18 protein-coding genes are annotated in these 20,923 nt (G+C 69.6%); 6 read left to right on the top strand and 12 right to left on the bottom strand.

The features are described 5' to 3' along the window. Positions 1-9: 9 nt before the first annotated feature. Positions 10-1,455, bottom strand: a complete 1,446-nt coding sequence (locus ACQ5SP_RS00865; RefSeq protein ID WP_430935455.1) for an FAD-linked oxidase C-terminal domain-containing protein — start codon at positions 1,453-1,455, stop codon at positions 10-12. Positions 1,456-1,539: 84 nt separating this feature from the next. Here ACQ5SP_RS00865 and ACQ5SP_RS00860 point away from each other — a divergent pair, with 84 nt between their 5' ends. Next, the gene (locus ACQ5SP_RS00860; protein WP_430935453.1) at positions 1,540-2,238 is read left to right on the top strand and encodes a DUF599 domain-containing protein; all 699 of its coding nucleotides are present in this window, start codon (positions 1,540-1,542) and stop codon (positions 2,236-2,238) included. Positions 2,239-2,247: 9 nt separating this feature from the next. Here the strand turns inward: ACQ5SP_RS00860 and ACQ5SP_RS00855 are convergent, their stop codons facing one another. Genes ACQ5SP_RS00855 through ACQ5SP_RS00840 form a run of 4 tightly spaced genes read right to left on the bottom strand, consistent with a single transcriptional unit; the run spans position 2,248 to position 8,993 of the window. Further along, positions 2,248-4,326: a hypothetical protein gene (locus ACQ5SP_RS00855; RefSeq protein ID WP_430935451.1), complete on the bottom strand. Its 2,079-nt coding sequence runs from the start codon at positions 4,324-4,326 to the stop codon at positions 2,248-2,250. A gap of 1 nt (position 4,327) precedes the next feature. Beyond that, positions 4,328-7,099: a DUF4159 domain-containing protein gene (locus ACQ5SP_RS00850; protein ID WP_430935449.1), complete on the bottom strand. Its 2,772-nt coding sequence runs from the start codon at positions 7,097-7,099 to the stop codon at positions 4,328-4,330. Continuing rightward, the gene (locus ACQ5SP_RS00845) at positions 7,099-7,986 is read right to left on the bottom strand and encodes a DUF58 domain-containing protein (RefSeq protein WP_430935447.1); all 888 of its coding nucleotides are present in this window, start codon (positions 7,984-7,986) and stop codon (positions 7,099-7,101) included. Before ACQ5SP_RS00845 ends, ACQ5SP_RS00850 begins: the two co-directional genes overlap by 1 nt. Continuing rightward, on the bottom strand, positions 7,983-8,993 hold the full coding sequence (locus ACQ5SP_RS00840) for an AAA family ATPase (RefSeq protein WP_430935445.1): 1,011 nt from the start codon (positions 8,991-8,993) through the stop codon (positions 7,983-7,985). The genes ACQ5SP_RS00845 and ACQ5SP_RS00840 overlap by 4 nt, the downstream gene beginning before the upstream one ends. 94 nt (positions 8,994-9,087) lie before the next feature. Between ACQ5SP_RS00840 and ACQ5SP_RS00835 the strand changes: the two genes are divergently transcribed. The 3 genes from ACQ5SP_RS00835 to ACQ5SP_RS00825 all read left to right on the top strand — a co-directional run bounded on the left by ACQ5SP_RS00835 (position 9,088) and on the right by ACQ5SP_RS00825 (position 11,459). Then, complete coding sequence (locus ACQ5SP_RS00835; protein WP_430935443.1) at positions 9,088-9,678, top strand: DUF1285 domain-containing protein; 591 nt, start codon at positions 9,088-9,090, stop codon at positions 9,676-9,678. Next, positions 9,675-10,373: an SDR family NAD(P)-dependent oxidoreductase gene (locus ACQ5SP_RS00830; protein ID WP_430935441.1), complete on the top strand. Its 699-nt coding sequence runs from the start codon at positions 9,675-9,677 to the stop codon at positions 10,371-10,373. Before ACQ5SP_RS00835 ends, ACQ5SP_RS00830 begins: the two co-directional genes overlap by 4 nt. 90 nt (positions 10,374-10,463) lie before the next feature. Next, positions 10,464-11,459, top strand: coding sequence for an Acg family FMN-binding oxidoreductase (locus tag ACQ5SP_RS00825; RefSeq protein WP_430935439.1), 996 nt, complete (start codon positions 10,464-10,466; stop codon positions 11,457-11,459). Positions 11,460-11,462: 3 nt separating this feature from the next. On the opposite strand, the gene ACQ5SP_RS00820 is transcribed toward ACQ5SP_RS00825, so the two are convergent. From ACQ5SP_RS00820 to ACQ5SP_RS00800, 5 genes are all read right to left on the bottom strand, one after another. Next, a complete protein-coding gene (locus tag ACQ5SP_RS00820) occupies positions 11,463-12,380 on the bottom strand; it encodes a cation diffusion facilitator family transporter (protein WP_430935437.1) in 918 nt (305 codons plus the stop codon). A gap of 41 nt (positions 12,381-12,421) precedes the next feature. After that, positions 12,422-12,832 carry a universal stress protein gene (locus tag ACQ5SP_RS00815; protein ID WP_430935435.1) on the bottom strand — a complete coding sequence of 137 codons (411 nt, stop codon included), beginning with the start codon at positions 12,830-12,832 and terminating at the stop codon, positions 12,422-12,424. A gap of 83 nt (positions 12,833-12,915) precedes the next feature. Then, a complete protein-coding gene (locus ACQ5SP_RS00810) occupies positions 12,916-13,767 on the bottom strand; it encodes a methyltransferase domain-containing protein (RefSeq protein ID WP_430935433.1) in 852 nt (283 codons plus the stop codon). Between the two features lie 70 nt (positions 13,768-13,837). Next, entirely contained in the window at positions 13,838-16,648 is a 2,811-nt protein-coding gene (polA, locus tag ACQ5SP_RS00805) for a DNA polymerase I (protein ID WP_430935431.1), read from the bottom strand. Positions 16,649-16,739: 91 nt separating this feature from the next. Further along, on the bottom strand, positions 16,740-16,931 hold the full coding sequence (locus tag ACQ5SP_RS00800) for a zinc-finger domain-containing protein (RefSeq protein WP_430935429.1): 192 nt from the start codon (positions 16,929-16,931) through the stop codon (positions 16,740-16,742). A 108-nt stretch (positions 16,932-17,039) separates the two neighbouring features. On the opposite strand from ACQ5SP_RS00800, the gene ACQ5SP_RS00795 reads away from it, so the two are divergent. Continuing rightward, the gene (locus tag ACQ5SP_RS00795) at positions 17,040-17,984 is read left to right on the top strand and encodes an ABC transporter ATP-binding protein (protein WP_430935427.1); all 945 of its coding nucleotides are present in this window, start codon (positions 17,040-17,042) and stop codon (positions 17,982-17,984) included. A 16-nt stretch (positions 17,985-18,000) separates the two neighbouring features. Here ACQ5SP_RS00795 and ACQ5SP_RS00790 read toward each other — a convergent pair whose 3' ends face one another. Together ACQ5SP_RS00790 and ACQ5SP_RS00785 are read right to left on the bottom strand one after the other, a co-directional pair. Then, the gene (locus tag ACQ5SP_RS00790) at positions 18,001-18,381 is read right to left on the bottom strand and encodes an HIT domain-containing protein (protein WP_430935425.1); all 381 of its coding nucleotides are present in this window, start codon (positions 18,379-18,381) and stop codon (positions 18,001-18,003) included. A 9-nt stretch (positions 18,382-18,390) separates the two neighbouring features. Continuing rightward, a complete protein-coding gene (locus tag ACQ5SP_RS00785) occupies positions 18,391-19,968 on the bottom strand; it encodes a DUF5928 domain-containing protein (RefSeq protein ID WP_430935423.1) in 1,578 nt (525 codons plus the stop codon). Positions 19,969-20,095: 127 nt separating this feature from the next. On the opposite strand from ACQ5SP_RS00785, the gene ACQ5SP_RS00780 reads away from it, so the two are divergent. Then, positions 20,096-20,914 carry a sulfotransferase family protein gene (locus ACQ5SP_RS00780; RefSeq protein WP_430935421.1) on the top strand — a complete coding sequence of 273 codons (819 nt, stop codon included), beginning with the start codon at positions 20,096-20,098 and terminating at the stop codon, positions 20,912-20,914. Positions 20,915-20,923 lie beyond the last annotated feature (9 nt).

Here is a 20,923-nt window from a genome sequence, read left to right as displayed (position 1 = left end):
CGCCCCCGGTCATTCGGCGGCCATGGCAGGGCGACGGCTGGCGCTGGTCTCCAGCGGGAAGACCTTGGCGGGGTTCAGCAGCCAGTCCGGGTCGAACACGTCCTTCACCCGCATCTGCGCCTCCATGTCCTCGGGCGCGTACTGCGCCGCCATCAGGTCGCGCTTTTCCACCCCGACGCCATGTTCGCCGGTCAGGCAGCCGCCCGCCTCGACGCAGAGCGTCAGGATGTCGGCGCCCAGCGCCTCGGCCTTTTCCAGCTCGCCCGGCGCGTTCGCGTCGAACAGGATCAGGGGATGCATGTTGCCGTCCCCGGCGTGGAAGACATTCGCCACGCCAAGCCCGTATGCCTTCGAGAGATCGCCGATCCCCTTCAGCACCCGCGGAAGTTCCGAGACCGGGATCGTGCCGTCGAGACAGATATAGTCGTTGATCTGCCCCATCGCGCCGAAGGCCGATTTCCGGCCCTTCCAGATCAGCGCGGATTCCTCCGCAGAGCCGCTCTCGCGGAGTTCGTCGGGATTATGGGTCGCGGCGATCTGCTTGATCAGCCCGAGCTGTTCGTCGATCTCGGCCGCCGAGCCCTCGACCTCGACGATCAGCAGCGCCTCGACGTCCGGATACCCGGCATGGGCGAAATCCTCGCAGGCGCGAATGCAGGGCCGGTCCATGAACTCGATCGCCACGGGCAGCACCCCGGCCTTGATGATGTCGCTGACGCAGGCGCCCGCCACCTCGTTCGAGGAAAAGCCCATCAGCAGCGGGCGCGCGCCCTCGGGCTGGCGCAGGATGCGCAGCGTCGCCTCGGTCACGACGCCGAGCTGCCCCTCGGACCCGCAGATCACGCCCAGGAGATCCAGCCCGCCGGAATCGAGATGCGCGCCGCCAAGCTCGACCACGCTGCCGTCCATCAGCACCACCGTCGCGCCGAGCAGGTTGTTCGTCGTCACGCCGTATTTCAGGCAATGCGCCCCGCCCGAGTTCATCGCGATGTTGCCGGCGATCGCGCAGGCCAGCTGGCTCGACGGATCCGGGGCATAGAAGAAGCCCTCTTCCTCCACGGCGCCGGTGACCGAAAGATTGGTGCGCCCGGTCTGGACACGGATGAACCGGTTCGCGTAGTCGGTCTCGAGCACGTCGTTCATGCGGGCCACGCCCAGGATCACGCTGTCGGCCGTCGGCAGCGCGCCCCCGGCCAGCGAGGTGCCGGCGCCGCGCGGGACGACCGGCACGCGTTCCTCGTGGCAGATGCGCAGCACCGCCGACACCTCCCCGGTGGAGGCCGGCAGCACCACCGCCAGGGGCGGGCAGCGATAGGCGGTGAGCGCGTCGCATTCATAGGCGCGCGTTTCCGCGGGATCGTGGATCAGCGCGTCGGCCGGCAGCTCCTTGGCCAGCCGGGCGATGATCTTGTCCTTCCGCGACAGGATCGCGGCGTCGGGGGCGGGCATCTCCATGGGCGCGTTTCCTTCGTATTTGGTAAAATCATATTACCAATTTTGACCTATGCAAGGAAAATCTCCGGCATATACCGTAACGGCATGGATCTTCTCGCGCGCCTCACGCTTTTCTCGGTGCTCGACGGCATCGCCGTCGGGCTGTTGTTCGCCGCATGGCTCGGGATCGGGCTGATGATCGAGCGCGAGTCGCAGACCCGCCCCTCGACCTCGGCGCTGATGCGGCGCTACCGGCGGGACTGGATGCGCGAATTCCTCACCCGTCAGCCGCGGATCTTCGACGCCAACATCCTGTCCACGCTCCGGCAGGGCACGACCTTCTTCGCCTCCGCCTGCATGATCGCGATCGGCGGCGGCCTCGCGCTGCTCGGCAATACCGAGCGGCTTCGCGGCGTGGCCCGGGACCTGACGCTCGACAGCGCGCCGGAGGTCGTCTGGGAAATCAAGATCCTGCTCGCGCTGCTGCTGGTGGCGTCCGCCTTCCTGAAATTCGTCTGGTCGCACCGGCTCTTCGGCTATTGCGCGGTCGTCATGGCCTCGATCCCGAACGAGCCCGACGATCCGCAGGCCGCGCCCCGTGCCGCGCAGGCGGCCGAGCTGAACATCACCGCGTCGCGCAGCTTCAACCGCGGTCTGCGATCGGTCTATTTCGCGCTGGCCGCGCTGGCCTGGCTGCTCGGGGCGATCCCGCTCATCCTGGCCACGCTCGCGGCGTTTCTCGTGCTTTACCGCCGCGAGTTCCGGTCGCGGTCGCGCACGATCCTTCTGGGCGATACGACCTGACCGCCGCCGCTAGCGCCCCTCGCGCAGCCAGGCCCCGAGACTGAGCGCGGCCGCGAGCAGCAGGAACAGCACCGCCGGCAACAGCGGCCGGATGCGGATATCCGTCGTGAGATAGGCCTCGCGCGGGGTCAGCCCGACCCAGCCACGCCCGGCCGCGACCCGCCCCGCGCGGACGTCCCGGATCCCCGGAAAACCGTCCTCCAGCCGCAGGATGCCGCCGCGCTGGCGCTCCACCACCGGGGCGAGCTTGTCGCCGGTGGCGATGGTCTCCGCGTATTCGCGCGGCGCGGCGGGGCCAAGCGCGATCACCGCGTCCTTCTCGGCGTCGGCCAGCCGGTAGAGACCGGTCTCGGGTCCCTCGTAGCTGGCGGTGAAGCGGCCCGGGGCGGTTTCGGTCAGCTCGACGGCGACCTCCTCGCCGGCGGGCGTCGTCACGGTGACGCTGCGCGCGCCCTCGGCCAGCGACCGGCGCGTGATGTTGATGGTCTGCCCCTGTGCCTCGGCGCGCAGCGCCTCTTCCTCGAGCTCGGGCTCCTTCATCATCCAGTGCGCCAGCCGGCGCAGCAGTTCGAGCTGCGGCCCGCCACCCTCGTAGCCGCGATGCCAGAGCCAGGCATGGTCGGAGGCCAGCAGCGCCACGCGCCCCGCCTCGACGCGGTCGAGCACCAGGAGCGGGCGCGCGTCCGCGCCGCGCATGACCGTGTCGCCCGTCTCGGCGGTCACGTCGATCTGGCGGAACCAGCGCCCCCAGCCGGGGGTGCCGTCCTCGGCCGCGGGGCGCGGCGCGAAATCCTCGAGCCCGGCGGTCACCGGGTGACGCGCGCCGAGCTCCGAGACCTCGGGGGTATAGCCCCGCTCGACGACGCGGGCGGTGGGCATGCCGGGCAGGACCTCGGCCAGCGGCGAGCGCCAGAGGCTTTCGGCCCCGGCGAATTCCGGACCGGCCGCCAGCAGCACGGCGCCGCCGTCCTCGACGTAGCGGCGGACATTGTCGAGGTAGATGGGCGGCAGGATCCCGCGCTGGCGATAGCGATCGAAGACGATCAGGTCGAACTCGTCGATCTTCTCGAGGAAAAGCTCGCGCGTCGGGAAAGCGATGAGGCTCAGCTCGCTGACCGGCACGCCATCCTGCTTGGTGGGCGGACGCAGGATGGTGAAATGCACCAGGTCGACCGAGCTGTCGGATTTCAGCAGGTTGCGCCAGGTTCGTTCGCCCGCATGCGGCTCGCCCGACACCAGCAACACGCGCAGCCGGTCGCGCACGCCGTTGATGGAGATCACCGCGGCGTTGTTGCGGTCGGTCAGCTCGCCCTCGGCAGCCGGCACCTCGAACTGGATGACGTTCATCCCGCCATGCGGCAGCCGGATCGGCACCTCCATGTCACGGCCGACGGGCACGCTGAAGCTCTGGGGCTCGCCGCCGTCGATGGTGACGAAGAGCTCGACCATGCCCTCGGCATCGGCCGGCACGTCGCCCTGGTTCTCGATCCGCAGCCGCAGCGTGACCGGCTCGCCGATGATCGCGAAGGCCGGCGCGTTGCGCACCTGCAGACGCCGGTCCCAGTCGCCCTCGCGCCCGGTCAGCAGCGCGTGCACCGGCGCCGGCATCTCGGGCGCCATGTCGAGATCGTGCAGCTGCCCGTCGGTGATCAGCACCGCCCCGGCGATGCGCCCGCGCGGGGCCTCGGCCAGCGCCTCGGACAGCGCTGTCATCAGCAGCGTGCCACGCTCGCTGCCCTCGGGCGCGTCGGCGACACGGGCGATGCGCAGCTCCGTGTTCGCGCGCGCGGCGATCCGGCGCTCCAGCTCGGCCAGCGCCGCATCGGTCTGCGCGGCCCGGTCCGAAATGCCCTGCGAGGCCGTCCGGTCCACCACGGCCAGCACGATGTCGGTCAGCGGGTCGCGCGCCTCTTCCTGGAGCGACGGGTTGGCAAGCGCCGCCAGCACGGCGAGCGCGCCCAGCCCCCGGAGCCACCAGCCGGCCAGGCGCCGCCACAAGGCGAAGCCGAGCACGACGCAGGCCAGCGCCGCGAGAACGGCAAGAACCGGCAGGGCCAGGAGCGGGTCGAAGACGATCTCGCGGCTCATGTCATTGCCCCAGCCTGTCCAGCAGCGCAGGCACGTGCACCTGGTCGGACTTGTAGTTCCCGGTCAGCACATGCATCACCAGGTTGATCCCGAAACGCAGCGCGTATTCCCGCTGCCGCTCGCCGCCATAGCCGCGGCCGACGGGAAACAGGTACTGCCCGTTCTGGCCCACCGCCCAGGCCGCTGCCCAGTCGTTGCCGCCGATCACCACCGGGGTTACGCCATCGTTGAGATCGCGGAACGGCATGCCCTCGATCTGCTCGGCATCCGGCGGCGCCGCCTCGACCCAGACGTCGCGGCTGTCGTGGCGACCCGGGAAATCCTGCAGAAGGTAGAAGGTCCGCGTCAGCACGTGATCCTCGGGCACGGGTTCCAGCGGCGGCACGTCCAGGGGCGCGGCCAGTTGCTGCAGCTTGCGCCCGTTGGGCGTGCCGGTGCCGAACCGGCCGATATCGGCGTCCCGCGTGTCGAAGAGGATCATGCCGCCGGTCCGCAGGTACTGGTTCAGCTCGGCATAGGCCTCGGGCGAGGGGCGCGGCTGGGTCTCGGTAACCGGCCAGTAGAGCAGCGGGTAAAAGGCCAGCTCGTCGGTCTCGAGATCGACGCCGATCGGCTCTTCCGGTTCGACCGAGGTGCGCCGCGCCAGCGTCAGGGACAGCCCCCGGAGCCCCGCCGCGGAGATCCGGTCGAGCGCGGCATCGCCGGTCACGACATAGGCCAGCACGGTTTCGGTGGTGGCCTCGATCGCACGGGCCTCGCCCGCGCCCCCGGGTTGCTGTGCCTCTGCCCCGCCGGGCGCCAGCAGCACCAGCGCCAAGAGCGCTGCCGCCCCCTGCCTGGGCCCGGTCAGCCGGCCCGCCAGCCAGAGCGTGGCGACGACATCGGCCATGAGCGCCAGCAGCGCCGCCGCCAGCAAGGCCCCCTTGAGCCCGGTCTGGCGCGTCACGCCGAGCCCCTCGACGGGCACCGAGGCGGGCCACTCCGTCGCCGCGATCTCGTCTTCGGGCCCGATCACGTTGAGCGCCACGCGCCGTTCGCCGTCGGCATAGAGCCCCGGCCGCAACGCCGGGCCGGCAATGCCCTCGGCCAGTGCCGTGCCGTCCACGCCAGCCAGTGCACCCGCGTCACGTTCCACCCCGAAGCCATCGAGGACGCGGACGGCTTCCCAGGTCGTTCCCTCGAGTTCCGCGGCGGTGGGCTGGACCGGGCGGGTCGAGACCGCGAGACGGTCGAGCATCTGCACGAACAACCCCGAGAGCGGCAGGCTCGACCATTCGGCGTTGGCGGTGACATGGAACAGCACGACCTGCCCCTGGCCCAGCGCCTTGCGGGTCACCAGCGGCGTGCCGTCGGCAAGCGCCGCGATCACCCGGTCGGCGAGCGCCGGATCGGGCTGGGCCACCACCTGGCTGGTGACGGTGACGTCCTCCGGGATGGCGAGGCCGTGAAAGGGCGAGTCCTCGGGGAAGGGGCGCAATTCCTTCGGCGCGCCCCAGCTCATGGCGCCGCCGACGCTGCGCCCGCCGGCCCGCAGGCGCACGGGCATCAGCGCCGGCTCCTCGTCGCGCGCCACGTCGCTGGCCGCCAGCCGCGGACCGGCGAAGCGCAGCAGCAGGCCGCCCTCCTCGACCCAGGCCTCGATCTCGTCGGATTCGAGCGGCGTCAGCTGCGCCACGTCGGCCAGGGCGATCACGTCGGGATCGGCCAGCAGGATATCGTCCAGCGTGCCCTCGATCAGGTCCGCGGTCGGCTCGAGCGCCTGGCGCAGGTAATGCAGCGGCGACAGCAGCTCGGTGCCCTCGCGGTCCTCGCGCGCGGCGAAGAGCGCGACCTGCCGCCGCTTCAGCGCGTCGTCGGTCAGGCTCACCGCGCCGGCCGACCGCGTTCCGGCGATCTCGAATCGCCGGATGCGGTTGCGCAGCTCGGCCGGCACCGACAGCGCGCCCTCGGCGCGGGTGCCGTCGCCTTCGAAGCTGAGCGGCAGCTCGGCCAGCACCCGTTCGATCCCGGCCGGGTCCGGGCCGATGGCCCGCAGGGTGATCTCGCGCGCGACGGCAGCGCCCGCCCGCATGGCGTCGAGCCTGATGGCGCCGTCCTCGAAGGCCGGCGGACGCAGCGCAAGCCGCCCCGCGCCGGATTCGAACGCCGTGACGGTCCCGCGGCTTTCGAGCGCGGCCAGGAGATCGGCCCGCCCCGCCCGGGCCAGCCCGTCGGACATCCAGTAGGTGTCGAAATCCCGCGCGGCCCCGCGCACCCAGTCGACCGCGGCCGCGTCATCCGGCATCCAGGCCGCCGGGGCGAGGCTCGGCAAACGTTCCGCCCAGGCCTCGGCCGACTGGAATTCCGGCCCGCCCGCCGACAGGTCCGTCAGGGCCGCCACGGCGACAGGCCGCCCCGCCTGGCGCGCGACGTCGAGCAGCTCGGCCGCCTTGTCCCGGCGCAGCCCCCAGCCCTGGGCGGAGGCCCAGCTGCCATCCATCAGGATCAGGAGCGGACCGGCCCCCTCGCGCGCGTCGCGCGGGTTCAGGACCGGCCCGGCAAAGCCGACGATCAGCGCGGCAACGGCCAGGCAGCGCAGCAAAAGCAGCCACCAGGGCGTGCGGTCGCTCTCGGTCTCTTCGTCACGAAGCCCGAGCAGCAGCGTGACCGCCGGGAACCGCCGCCGGATCGGCGCGGGCGGCACGGCGCGCAGCAGCCACCAGAGCGCGGGCAGCGCCACCAGCCCCAGCAGGAGCCAGGGCGTGGTAAAGGCAAGCGGGCCGATCGACCACATCAGCGCCCCCCTTCCAGCGCCCGGTAGAGCCAGAGCAGCGCCGACTGCGCGGACTCGCCGGTATGATGGCAGCTGTACTGCCAGCCGGTGCGCGCCGCGACATCGGCCAGCCGTGCCTTGCGCGCCGCCAGCCGTTCAAGATAGCGCGGTTTCAGCTCGCCGGCCTTCAGGGTCTCGAAACTGACGGCGCCGCTCATGCTTTCGAAGATGGTGCGCCCGTCGAAGGGGAAGGCCTCTTCCTGCGGGTCGAGCACCTGCAGCAACACCCCCTTCACCCCGCGATCCGCGGCATGGGAAAGCACCGTCTCGACACGCGACCAGTCGCCGAGGAAATCCGAGATCAGCACGGCACGCGCGCCGGTCGGCATCGGGCGCTCGACCGGGACGCCGTAATCGGCGGCATCCTCCTCGTCGAGCTCGGCCGCGATCCGCAGAAGTTGCGCCTCGCCGTGGCGGGGCGGCTCGGGATCCTGCATCAGCCCGACGCGCTCGCCGCCGCGGTTCAGCAGGATCGCCCCGGCCAGGCCGAGCAGCTTGGCACGGTCGCCCTTGCTGGGCCGGTCGTCGGACCCGGAAAAGGCCATCGCGCGGGCGGTGTCGATCCAGAAGAGGACGCTCTGCGCCGCCTGCCATTCCTTTTCCCGCACGAAGGCCACGTCCGACCGGCCCGACCGGCGCCAGTCGATGTCGCGCCACGCGTCGCCCGGATGGGCGGCCCGGTACTGCCAGAACTCGTCCCCGAGGCCGGCGCGGCGGCGGCCATGCTCGCCCAGGATAACCGTCGCGGCCAGGTGCTCGGCCGCGGCCAGCAGCGGCGGCAGGCCGGCTGAAACGCCCTCGGCCCGGTGGCGCAGGCGCGCGGCAGGAAGGGCGTGCGGGTCGGTCAAGCGGCCTCCTCGATGCGAGTGATCTGCCGGGCGACCTCGTCGATGAGCGTGCCGAGATCCTCGCCGCGGGCGCGCGCGGCAAAGGACAGCGCCATGCGGTGGATCATCACCGGCCGCGCCATCGCGAACACGTCCTCGGGTGTCGGCGCCAGGCGCCCGTCCAGCAGCGCGCGGGCGCGCACCGTCAGCATCAGCGCCTGCGCGGCACGCGGGCCCGGTCCCCAGCTCACCTGGTCGCGCACGGCCTCGGTGGCTTCGGGCTCGTCGGGGCGGCAGGCGCGCACCAGGTCGAGGATCAATTCCACGATCCCCTCGCCCACCGGCATGCGGCGGACAACGGATTGCGCGGCGATCAGCTCGGCAGCGGTGAAGACGGCCTCCGACTCGGCGTCGTCGGTCCCGGTGGTGGTCAGCAGGATCTCGCGTTCCGTGTCGCGGTCGGGATAGGCCACGTCGACCCGCACGAGGAACCTGTCAAGCTGGGCTTCGGGCAGCGGGTAGGTGCCTTCCTGCTCGATGGGATTCTGCGTGGCGAGCACGTGGAAAGGCTTGTCGAGCGCCCGCTCCTCGCCGGCCACGGTCACCGCCTTTTCCTGCATCGCCTGCAACAGCGCCGACTGCGTGCGGGGGCTTGCGCGGTTGATCTCGTCGGCCATCAGCAACTGGCAGAAGATCGGCCCCTCGATGAAGCGGAAGGCGCGGCTGCCATCGGCGGCGGTCTCCAGCACCTCGGAGCCGAGGATGTCCGCCGGCATCAGGTCCGGCGTGAACTGGATGCGGTTTCCGGCAAGCCCCATGACCGTCGAGAGCGCGTCCACCAGCCGTGTCTTGCCCAGCCCCGGCAGCCCCACGAGCAACGCGTGCCCCCCGCAAAGCAGGGCCGTCAGCGTCAGGTCGACGACCTCCTGCTGGCCGATGATCCGCTTGCCGATACTGCGCCGCGCCTGGGCCAGCTTGCCCCCCAGCGCCTCGATCTCGTGCAGAAGCTCTTCGTCGGTTTCGGCCATGACTCCCCTTTCCGCCGGCGCTATGGTCTGTTGAAAGCGATCCGCCGCCTATTAAATCGAGATAAAGCGGCACGGACAAATGGCAAAATCCGCTATGGGACAAAACATCGTGACCCCCTCGGCCGAAGCCCTCGCCGAAGCCGCCAAGGCGGCATCGGAAAAGGGCCCGCCCCCGGTGCATCTCTGGAACCCGGCCTTCTGCGGCGACCTGGACATGCGCATCGCCCGCGACGGCACCTGGTTCTACCTCGGCACGCCCATCGGCCGGAAACCGCTGGTGAAGCTGTTTTCCTCGATCCTTCGGAAAGACGGAGACGCCTATTTCCTCGTCACCCCGGTCGAAAAGGTGGGAATCACCGTCGAGGACGCCCCCTTCGTCGCGATCGATTTCGAGGTGGACGGCGATGGCCGCGACCAGAGCCTGACCTTCCTGACCAATGTCGACGACGTGGTGACGGCGGGCCCGGATCACCCGATCCGCGTGGCCCGCGACCCCGAAACGGGCGAGCCGTCGCCCTATGTTCTGGTCCGCGCGAACCTCGAGGCGCTGATCGACCGCAAGAGCTTCTACCGGCTGGTCGATATCGGAACCCATGAAGAGCGGGACGGCACAGGCTGGTTCGGGGTCTGGTCGGGCGGCGATTTCTTCCCGATCATCCCCTCGGCAGAGCTGGAGGCCACATGACCGCGCCGCTGGCCGTCATCATCGGCGTCGGCGACGGGCTGTCCGCGGCGCTGGCCCGCCAGCTGTCCGGCCAAGGCTACCGCCTTGTTCTGGCCGCGCGCAACGTCGACAAGCTGGGCCCGCTCGCCGCGCAGACCGGCGCCGGGACCACGGCGCTCGACGCGCGGGACCCGGCGGCGGTGGCCACGCTCTTCGACGGGCTCGACGCCGCGCCCCGCGTGGTGATCTACAACCCGTCGGCACGCGTGCGCGGACCTGTCGCCGATCTCGACCCCGAGGCGGTGCGCAAGGCCGTGGAGGTCACGGCGATCGGCGCCTTCCTGACGGGCCAGGCGGCCGCACGCCGGATGCTGGCGGCCGAGCCACAGGCCGGGGTGCGGGGAACGATCCTGTTCACCGGGGCCTCGGCAGGGGTGAAGGGATTCCCGCACTCCGCGCCCTTTGCCATGGGCAAGTTCGCCCAGCGCGGGCTGGCGGAATCGATGGCGCGCGAACTGCACCCGCAGGGCATCCATGTCGCCTGGGTCAATATCGACGGGGCGATCCGCAATCCCGGCCGGACCGAGCCCGCGGAGGCCCCGGACAGCATGCTCGATCCCGAGGCGATCGCGGCGGCCTATCTTCAGCTGATCGACCAGGACCGTTCCGCCTGGTCGTCGGAGCTGACGCTGCGCCCCTGGGTGGAACGCTTCTGACGCCGTACCGCGCCGGTTGACACAGATCATGGCCGCAGCGCGCCGCGGTGTGCCAGGGTCGGCGCGACAGATCGACCAAGGAGACCCGGGATGTCCGACGACACCAGACCCGGCGCGGGCTTCCACGACGTCGCGCGCGCCCTGATCGCCGAAGCGACCAAGGCCCCGTCCAGCCACAACTCCCAGCCCTGGCGATTCCGCATCCATGACCATCATATCGACGTGCTCGCCGACTGGCAGCGCAGCCTGCCGGTGGTCGACCCGGAAGGCCGCGAACTGATCATCAGCTGCGGCGCGGTCACCGGCGCGCTGGAGGTCACGGCGCGCGCCCGCGGGTTCACGCCCGAGACCGAGGTCTTTCCCCTGCCCCATGATTTCGACGTGCTGGCGCGTGTCCGGCTGGGCACGCGCGGCAAGGCGGCGCCGGACGACGCCGCCTGCGCGGACGCGCTGGCGACGCGGCGGACGAACCGCGCGGCCTTCGCCGGCGATCCGCCCGACGACGCGCTCTGGGACGACCTGGCCGCGGCGGCGGCGGCCCATGACGTGATGCTCGTCGCGGCCCGCGAAGACACCCGCGAGACGATTGCCGATCTCGTGGCCGAGGGCGACAAGGAACAGCTTGCCGACGCCGCTTTCCGGGCCGAACTGGCCTGTTGGGTGCATTCCACGACGCTTGGCAGCCATGACGGGATGTCGGCCGCGGCCTTCGGCATGCCGGACATCCTGGCGCCGGCGGCGCGGCTGGCCATCCGCACCTTCGACATGGGGGACGGGATCGCGGCGGACGACGCCAGGAAAATCATGCAGGGCTCTCCGCTGCTGGCCGCGCTGGCCACCCAGGGCGACGGCAAACCGGCCTGGCTGGCAACCGGGCGGGCCCTCATGGATGTGCTGCTCCGGCTCGAACGGGCCGGCCTCGCCGCCGCCTATCTCAACCAGCCGATCGAGGTGGCGTCCCTGCGTCCGAAACTCGGCGCCGCGCTCGGCCTGTCCGGGTCTCCGCAGCTCTTGCTGCGGATCGGCCAGCCAAGCCTGCCGGCACCCGCCTCCGTCCGCCGGCCGGTGGAGGACGTGCTGGCCTGAACGTCAGGACCCGTCGCCGATCCGGCTCGGATGCGGGCAGCCGTTGCCCGCGGTCTCGATATCGAGCGTTACGTGTCCGATCCCGTGCGCCTCGGCGAGGCGCGCCTTGACCCGGTTCTTGATCTCGGCCGCCGCGGGCCAGTCGGACTCCGAGACGACCATATGCGCCTCGAGCGACACGCGGCGTTCGCTCATCTGCCAGAGATGCAGGTGATGGACGCCCTCCACGCCCGGCACGGCCTCCATCGTGGCAATGACCTCGCCCGCGGCAATGCCGGGAGGGCTGCCCAGCATAAGGATCCGGATGACCGGCCCGATCTCGGCGATGGCCATCCACAGGATGTAACCCGCGATGCCGAGGGTCACCAGCGGGTCCACGAGCCGCCAGTCATAAAGCAGGATCAGCGTGCCCGCGACGATCACCGCGACCGAGCCCAGCGCATCCGCCAGGTTGTGCAGGAAAGCCGCCCGGATGTTCACGCTTTCCTGCGAGAGCCGGTAGGTCAGCAGCGCGGTCACCAGGTCGACGACCAGCGCGACCCCGGCCACCGCCACCACGATCCAGCCCTCGACGCCCGGCGGATCGATCAGCCGCAGCACGGCCTCGTAGACGAGGTAGAGCCCGATCACCACGAGCGTCGTGTAGTTGATGAGCGCGGCCACCAGCTCGGCCCGGCCATAGCCGAAGGTCATCGCCGCGTCCGACGGGCGCCGGGCGATGCGCCGCGCGAAGAAGGCGATGCCGAGCGAGATCGCGTCGGACAGGTTGTGGACCGCATCGGCGATCAGCGCAACGGAGCCCGAAACAAGCCCGCCCGCGATCTGCGCCACCGTCAGGAAAAGGTTGACCCCCACGGCCAGTGCCACGCGCGCGTCGCCGGCGTCCGGGTCGACGTGATGATGGTGGTGATGCCCGCCCATGGACGAGACCTAGCCGCCGGTCCTCACCGGATCAAGCGCGCTCAGCGCACCACGTAGACCGCGCAATCGGCATGGGTGACGACATGGCTGGCCGTCGTGCCGAGCAGGTAGTCGCGCACCCGCGGGTTCGCGGCCTCCATCACCACGAGGTCGACCTTGTCCTGGTCGGCCATCTTCACGATCTGGCGGTGGGCCGCGCCGATCAGCACCTGTGTGCGCACCTTCACATCACCCGGCGGGAAGGCCTCGAGGAATTCCTGCAGCTTCTCGCCCCAGTATTTGCGCGAATCGTAGATGTTCAGGTTGCGCTCCATCTCTGGCGCGACGGTGACGACCAACAGTTCGGCGCCGTGCCACCTGGCCAGTTGCAGCGCCGTCTCGTAGGCCTTGCTGGCATGGGCCGCGTGGCGCAGGTTGACGGGGCAGAGAATGGTGCGGATATCGCTCGGCATGGCGCGGCCTCTCCTTGCTGCGGCCGGTGCCTTTCTCGGGGGCACCCGCCGGCGTGCGGGCCACCCTACACGACGTCACGGGCTCAGGCCACCGTCGCCGCCTCCCCGCCCCCGCGCCGGGCATGAAGCTTGATGCTGCGGACCTTGCCGGACATCTCGGCGGCGATCCGGTCCAGCATGTCGTCGCGCGTCACGCCGAGCCGCGCTGCCAGGGAGTCGATCGCGACGGGCAACTCGCCCGCGACCAGGGCCCGGACCTCGGTCGCACCGTAGGTCATCCGATCGAGGACATGGACATCGTCGAGACCGGCGGCCTCGGCAAGGGCCAGATAGTCGCGTTCCGCGACCGCCCCGGCGATACAGGCGGCATAGAGATCGCGATGCGCCGCGATCCAGTCCGGCAGGGTCTCCGCCACCAGGTCGGAAACCAGGATCCGGCCACCGGGCTTGAGCACCCGCGCGATCTCGGCAAAGGCCGCGGGTTTGTCCATCGACAGGTTGATCACGCAGTTGGAGATGATCCAGTCGACGCTTTCGTCGGGCAGCGGCAGCGCCTCGATCAGGCCTTCCATGACCTCCACCTGTCCGGCCCCCGCCCGCGCGGCATTCTCCCGCGCGCGGCGCACCATGTCGGGATTCGAGTCGAGGCCGATCACCCGCCCCGCCGGCCCGACCCGTTCCGCCGCGAGCAGAAGATCCATCCCGGCGCCGCAGCCCAGGTCCAGCACGGTCGCACCGGTTTCCACCGCGGCGAAGGCCAGCGGATCGCCACATCCGAAGCTGGTCGCCACGAGCCCGTCGGGAAGGGCGGCCAGCGCGGCCGGGTCGTAGTCCGGCGCCAGGAGGGGCGTCTCTCCGGCCGCGGCAGGCGCCGCCAGCCGGTCGCCGTAGAACGCGTCGATCCCGGCCCGCGACGCATGCTTGTTTCCGGTCATCGGAAAAGCATACGCCGCGCATGTCAGGGGGTCAATTCACCTGAAAAGGTGAATCCACGGCGCCCGGCGCCTAATGCGCCTCGGCCCAGTTCCTGCCATGTCCGGCATCCACCGTCAGCGGCACCGACAGTTTCACCACCGGCTCGGCGGCGTGCTCCATGACCTCGCGCACCACGGCGACGGTCCGGTCTACCGCGTCCTCGTCCACCTCGAAGATCAGTTCGTCATGGACCTGCAGCAGCATGCGCGCGGGCAGCGCCGCGATCGCGCCAGGCATGCGGATCATCGCGCGGCGGATCACGTCGGCCGCCGTGCCCTGGATCGGGGCATTGATCGCCGCGCGGCGCGCGAAGCCCGCCGCCGGCCCTTTGGCCGAGATCTCGGGCGTGTGGATCTTGCGGCCGAACAGGGTGCGGACGAACCCGTGCTCCTTGGCGAAGGCGACGGTGTCGTCCATGTAGTCCTTGATGCCCGGGAAGCGCTCGAAATAGGTATCGATGAAGCTCTTGGCCTCGTCGCGCGGGATGCGCAGGTTCCGCGACAGCCCGAAGGCCGAGATGCCGTAGATCACCCCGAAATTGATCGCCTTGGCCTGCCGGCGCACGGACGCGTCCATGCCCGCGACCGGGACGCCGAACATCTCGGACGCGGTCATCGCGTGGATGTCCTGGTCGTCGCGGAAGGCGGCCTTCATCGTCGCGAGATCGGCGATATGGGCCAGGATGCGCAGCTCGATCTGGCTGTAGTCGAGGCTGACCAGCAGCTTGCCCGTCTCGGCGACGAAGGCCTCGCGGATGCGGCGGCCTTCGTCGCTGCGGACGGGAATGTTCTGCAGGTTCGGATCGGTCGAGGCGAGACGCCCCGTATTGGCACCGGCGATCATGTAGGAGGTGTGGACGCGCCCGGTCTCGGGATTGATGTGATCCTGAAGCGCGTCGGTATAGGTCGATTTCAGCTTGGAGAGCTGGCGCCAGTCCAGAACCCGCGCCGGCAGGTCGTGGCCCTCGGCGGCGAGGTCTTCCAGCACGTCCGCCCCGGTGCCGTAGGCGCCGGTCTTGCCGCGCTTGCCGCCTTCGAGCGCCATCTTGTCGAAGAGGATCTCGCCCAGCTGCTTGGGCGAACCGACGTTGAAGCGCTCGCCGGCCAGGTCGTGGATCTCGGCCTCCAGCCCCGCCATCTTCTGGCTAAAGGCGTTCGACATGCGGCTCAGCGTGTCGCGGTCGACCTTGATCCCGGCGATCTCCATGTCGGCCAGCACCGGCACCATGGGCCGTTCCAGCGTTTCGTAGACCGTCGTGACCTGGCGCTGGTGGAGCTGCGGCTTGAAGAGCCGCCAGAGGCGCAGGGTGATGTCGGCATCCTCGGCGGCGTAGTGCGCGGCCTTGTCGATGGCCACGCGGTCGAAGGTGATCTGGCTCTTGCCGCTGCCGATCAGCTCCTTGATGGGGATCGGATTGTGGCCGAGGTATCGCTCGGACAGGGCGTCCATGCCATGGCCGTGCAGACCGGCGTTCATGGCATAGGACATCAGCATGGTGTCGGCGATGGGGGTGATGCGGATGCCGTGGCGGGCCAGCACCTTGGCGTCGTATTTCATGTTCTGACCGATCTTGAGGATCGCGTCGTCCTCGAAGATCGGGCCAAGCGCGGCCAGAACCTTCGGCAGCGGCAGTTGCCCCTCGGCCAGGTCCTCCGAGCCGAAGAGCCCTTCGCCGCCATCGGTGGCCCTGTGGCCGATGGGAATGTAACAGGCGCGCCCCGGTTCGACCGCGAGAGAGATGCCGACCAGCTCGGCACGCATCTCGTTCAGGCTGGTGGTCTCTGTGTCCACCGCGACATGGCCGTGCTGGTGGATCGCCGCGACCCAGCGCGCCAGCCCCTCGGCATCGCGCACGGTCTCGTAGACCGCGTCCTCGAACGGGGCGAGCGGCGCCTTGTCTTCCTGCGGCTCGGCCCCCGCCGGGTCGGTATCCGTGATCGCCGGCGGCTCGACGCCAAGCTTCTCGGCCACGCGCTTGGTGAGGGTCCGGAATTCCATCTGGCCGAGGAACTCCATCAGGGTATCGGGGTCGGGATCCCTGACTTCGAGGTCTTCGAGCGCGACGTCGAGCGGGGTCCGGTCGTCGAGCTTCACCAGTTCACGGCTGACGCGGATCTGCTCTGCGAAGTCCAGAAGGGTCTGGCGGCGCTTGGGCTGCTTGATCTCGCCCGCGCGGTCCAGCAGCGTGTCGAGATCCCCGAATTCGTTGATCAGCAGGGCCGCGGTCTTCACCCCGATGCCCGGCGCGCCCGGCACGTTATCCACCGAGTCGCCCGCCAGCGCCTGCACGTCGACCACGCGGTCCGGGCCGACGCCGAACTTTTCCTCGACCTGCTCGGTATCGATAACGCGTGACTTCATCGGGTCCAGCATCGTCACGCCGCCGCCCACCAGCTGCATCAGGTCCTTGTCGGAGGACAGGATCGTGACCCGCCCGCCGGCCTCGCGCGCCGCGCGGGCGAGCGTGGCGATAATGTCGTCGGCCTCGAAGCCCGCGACCTCGAGGCAGGCGATGTTGAAGGCGCGTGTCGCCTCGCGGGTCAGCGGGATCTGCGGGCGCAGATCCTCGGGCATTTCCGGGCGGTTGGCCTTGTACTGCTCGAAGATCTCGTTGCGGAAGGTCTCTCCGGAATGATCGAAGATTACCGCCGCATGGGTGGGTGCGTCCGGGCCGGCACTGTCCTCGATATACTTGAAGACCATGTTGCAGAACCCCGCCACGGCGCCGATGGGCAGCCCGTCGGACTTGCGCGTTAGGGGCGGCAAGGCGTGGTAGGCCCGGAAGATGAAGGTCGAGCCGTCGATCAGATGTAGATGATGGCCCTTGCCGAAGCTGCCCATCGCGCTCTCCCGTCATATGGGCGCCGTCGGTCCGCCGCCCGCCCTGGGACGGCCAGCCGCGTCGCGACGCGGTCTGCGGATCCGGGGCGGCTCAGCCCTGGGACCCGGCGTCCGCCGGGCCGCCCTTGAGGATGAATTTCTTGTCGCAGTAGCCGCACTCGACATAGCCCGTATCCTCGGGGATCGAGTACCAGACGCGCGGGTGGCCCTGCGCGCCGCCGCCGCCGTCGCAGGCAACGCGGGTCTTGGTGACGACCTCGGTTTCGGGTGCGTCGAGAGGCATGGTCTGGCTCCGCTTCGTTCTGGTGTGCGATTGACCCTTGTTTGCACCGCATGATAGCGATCCGCAAGACGCGGACAAGGCCGGACCGCGCAAGGTTCGGGGAGCGCCATGACCGACTACGCCATCGAGATCGAAGGACTGGAAAAGACCTATGCCGCGACCCGCCGTGCACCGGCGAAGGTGGCGCTGAAAGGCGTGGACCTGCGCATCCCCAAGGGCAGCATCTACGGGCTGCTCGGGCCGAACGGCGCGGGGAAATCGACGCTGATCAACATCCTGGCCGGTCTCGTCGTGAAGACCGGCGGCAAGGTGCGGATCTGGGGATTCGACCAGGACGTGAACCCGCGCCAGTCCCGCGCCTCCATCGGCGTCATGCCCCAGGAGCTGAACCTGGACCCGTTCTTCACGCCCGCCGGCGCGCTCGAGGTGCAGGCCGGCCTCTACGGGGTGCCCAAGTCGCAGCGGCGCACCCACGAGATCCTGGAAATGGTCGGGCTCGAGGACAAGGCCGAGGCCTACGCGCGCAACCTCTCGGGCGGGATGCGCCGGCGGCTGCTGCTCGCCAAGGCGCTGGTCCACAACCCGCAGGTGCTGGTGCTGGACGAGCCGACCGCCGGCGTCGACATCGAACTCCGCCAGATGCTCTGGGAAAACGTGCGGGCGCTGAACGCGCGCGGTGTGACGATCATCCTCACGACCCATTACCTCGAGGAAGCCGAGGAGATGTGCGACGAGATCGCCATCATCGACGAGGGCCGGGTGATCGCGCAGGACCGGACCGAAACGCTCGTCGCGCGGATGGATGCCAAGACGCTGGTCATCCAGCCCGAGGCCCCGGTCACGACGCCCCCGCCCGTGCCCGAGGGCGTCACCGTCGACCTGCGCGCCGACGGCGCGCTGGCCTTCGGCTATCGCCGTGCCCAGACCTCGGCCGACGTGATCCTCGGCCTGGTCCACGAGGCCGGCATCCGCATCCGCGACGTCGCCACCGAGGAGGCCGACCTCGAGGACGTCTTCGTTTCTCTGACCTCGAAGAGGGACACGGCGGCCTGAACCGGGCGCCGCGGGCTCAGCCCTTCTGCAGCATGCGCCCCAGCGGGCGCCCGCCCAGGATGTGCACGTGCAGGTGCGGCACCTCCTGCACACCGTCCTGGCCCGCGTTGGAAATCAGCCGATAGCCGTCACCGCCCCCGCCGGGGCGCAGACCCAGCATGCGGCACACTTCGCCGACGGTGCGGGTGAAATCCACGATTTCCTCGGCCGAGGCCTCAAGCGCGAAATGGTCGTAATTGACATAGGCGCCCTTGGGAATCACCAGCACATGCGCCGGCGCCTGCGGGCCGATGTCGTTGAAGGCGAGGCAGTGATCGGTTTCCATCACGGTGTCGTTCGGGATCTCGCCGCGCAGGATCTTGGCGAACACGTTCTGGTCGTCGTAATCGTAGGCCATTGGCTTCCCCTAATCGGCAAACAAATCCTTGGTCTGGGCAATCGCCCGTGCCTTTTCCTCGGCGATATCGAAAAAGGACGCAAGCGCCGCCGCGTTCCGCGCCGGCGTCGCCGTCTCGGAAATCCGGTGATGCGCCGGGAAGGCGGCGTCGCCGAGACGCGCGCGTTCCCGCGCGAACTGGGCCTCGATCATCGACGTCACCGCCGCGCCGTCCTCCGGGCCGGTGCCCGGGCCGATCAGGCCGAGCCGCGCCGCGTGACCGGACAGGTAGGCCCTGTCATAGACACAGTCGATTTCCAGGATCTGCGTGGCCGGCAATCCCTCGTGAAAGTCCCGTATCGCATCAAGCGCCGAGATATCGACGCAGATCATCAGCCGCCCGGTTTCGAAGCTGTCGAAGAGCAGGCGCAGGAAGGATCGGCGGTGGCGGTTGCGCTTGGCGATCGCGGACTCGATCCCGCCCAGCGCAGGCAGGTCGGCGTCGGGCTCGTCGAAGAGATAGCCGACCCCGGGAATCCCGGTAACGTCCCGGGCCCGGGCGACGAACCGGCGGCCGACATGCCATTTCTTGCAGGCGACGATCAAGAGACGCCGCGTCCCGTCGCGGTCGCGGCCGGACTCCCAGAAACGGGGCGCATGGCGCAGTCCCTCCCGGCCGAGCCCGGTCTGGAAGACGTAGAGCGCCCGCAAATCGCCCGTCGCGGGCGTGTCGCGACGGGTGGTCGCGTAGAGAGCCGCCAGGCGCCGCCTCAGCGCCAGGGCGTCGGGCGAGATCTTGCGGGCGAACAGGCGATCCTGCCCGATCAGCACGTCGTGATGATCGTCGTGAAAGGTGACGGGAACCCCGTAATCGGAGAACACGGCGAAGGTCGGCGTCCAGTTCCGGAGTTCCTGCGCCGGCACCAGCTGATGCACGAGGGTCTGGAAAAAGGTCTCGTCCGGTATCCAGGTCTTCCGGAAGAAACGCGGGATATCGGGCCGGCGCCTGATGTAGTCGAGCACCGCCTCGGCCGTCCGGCGGCGCAGGCACCACCACTGGCTGCCGATCATGACCTGCAGCCCGTCCGGGATGCGCCGCGACAGGCCGAGCGCCTTCTGGACCCGGAGCATCCCGTAGAACAGGCGCTTTCGCGCGCGTTCGTTGACGTAGTGGCGATAGATCAGCCGCTCCTCGCGCAGCCCGGTCTTGATCCAGCCCGACGCGAAGAAATCCACCGCCTCGATGTGGTCGGCGGTGGCGCCGCCCAGCATGTCGTGGATCGCGCGATGGGACTTGATGGGCATGCAGTCGCCCGAAACGAGATAGACATGGGTGGCACGCGGAAACGCCGCGAGCGCCGTTTCGAGCGCGACCAGCGTCGCCCGCACCAGCGACCATTCCCCCCAGCCGCAGCGCACCCGCCTGCGCGCGAAGGCAACGTTCGGCGCCATGCCGAGCGCCTTGCGGAGCCGTTGGAAATCGGCGTCGGGCGCCCTGGCGTCCAGATGGATCGTCACCGTGTCGCCCGCGTCGCTCAGCGTCCGCGCCAGGGCGATCACGGCCTCGGGGTCCTTGTGGCACAGCAGGATATAGGCGATCTTCACCATTGACGCGGATTACTCTTTACGAGCCGTGGCCCGACGGGGCAGACGGCACTGGACAGGATACGCGAGCTACTTTTCTCAATCCCGTTGATTTCTACTCAACGTTGTAAACAGTGCAAGAGGATCGGTAATGGGCTTTCCCGGAATCTGGATGACCGAGAGTCAAAGCATGGTCTACCGGGTGGTCCCGAAATGCGCCTGCTCGACCATCGGCCAGATCATGTATTTCTCGGACCATGGCAGGTTCTATGACGGCGACATCCACGACGCGGCCGAGGGCCTGCACAAATGGGCTTTCGAGGACAGCCGCCCGCTGATCTCGGACCGGATACGGGACCGGTCCGCGCCGGCTTTCACCTGCGTGCGCAACCCCTACGCGCGGATCCTGTCGAGCTTTCTCGACAAGATCTGCGGCATCCAGCGCAACGGCAAGCGCTACCGCGGCAAGCTCGTGCCGCTTCTGGTGCAGACCTACGGGGTCGAGGTCGGCGGTGCCGACGGCCGGGCGCCCTTCGACCAGGTCCGCTCCTTCCGGCGCTTCCTGCTCTTCGCGCGCGATACGATCCGCTGGCGGCGCCCGATGGAGCCCGACATTCACTGGTCGGCGATGTCCAGCCATATCGGTACCTTCGTCGCCAATGGCGGGCGGTTCGACCACATCTTCTGCACCGAGGACTTCCGGGCCGGGATGCAGGGCGTGCTCGACCGGGCCGAGACCCGGCACGAGGTTGACCTGTCGGCGATCCCCCGGTTCAACGAATCCGCCGGGCATGGCCCGGAACGCGCCCACCCGGTCGCCGACTACTACGACGACCTGTCGCGTCACCTGGTCTACGAGATCTACAAGCGCGACTTCGAACTCTTCAAATACGATCCCGACGATCCCGGGAACCCGCGGCCCACGGCAGAGATCGATCTCGCCGAGATCCATGCGAAGCTCGGCGACTAGGGGCGCCCC

Source organism: Rhodovulum sp. YNF3179 (assembly GCF_050586465.1).
GTDB lineage: Bacteria > Pseudomonadota > Alphaproteobacteria > Rhodobacterales > Rhodobacteraceae > CAJXYS01.
The sequence above is the reverse complement of the archived record's forward strand: the minus strand, read 5'-3'. Positions and strand labels throughout refer to the sequence as shown.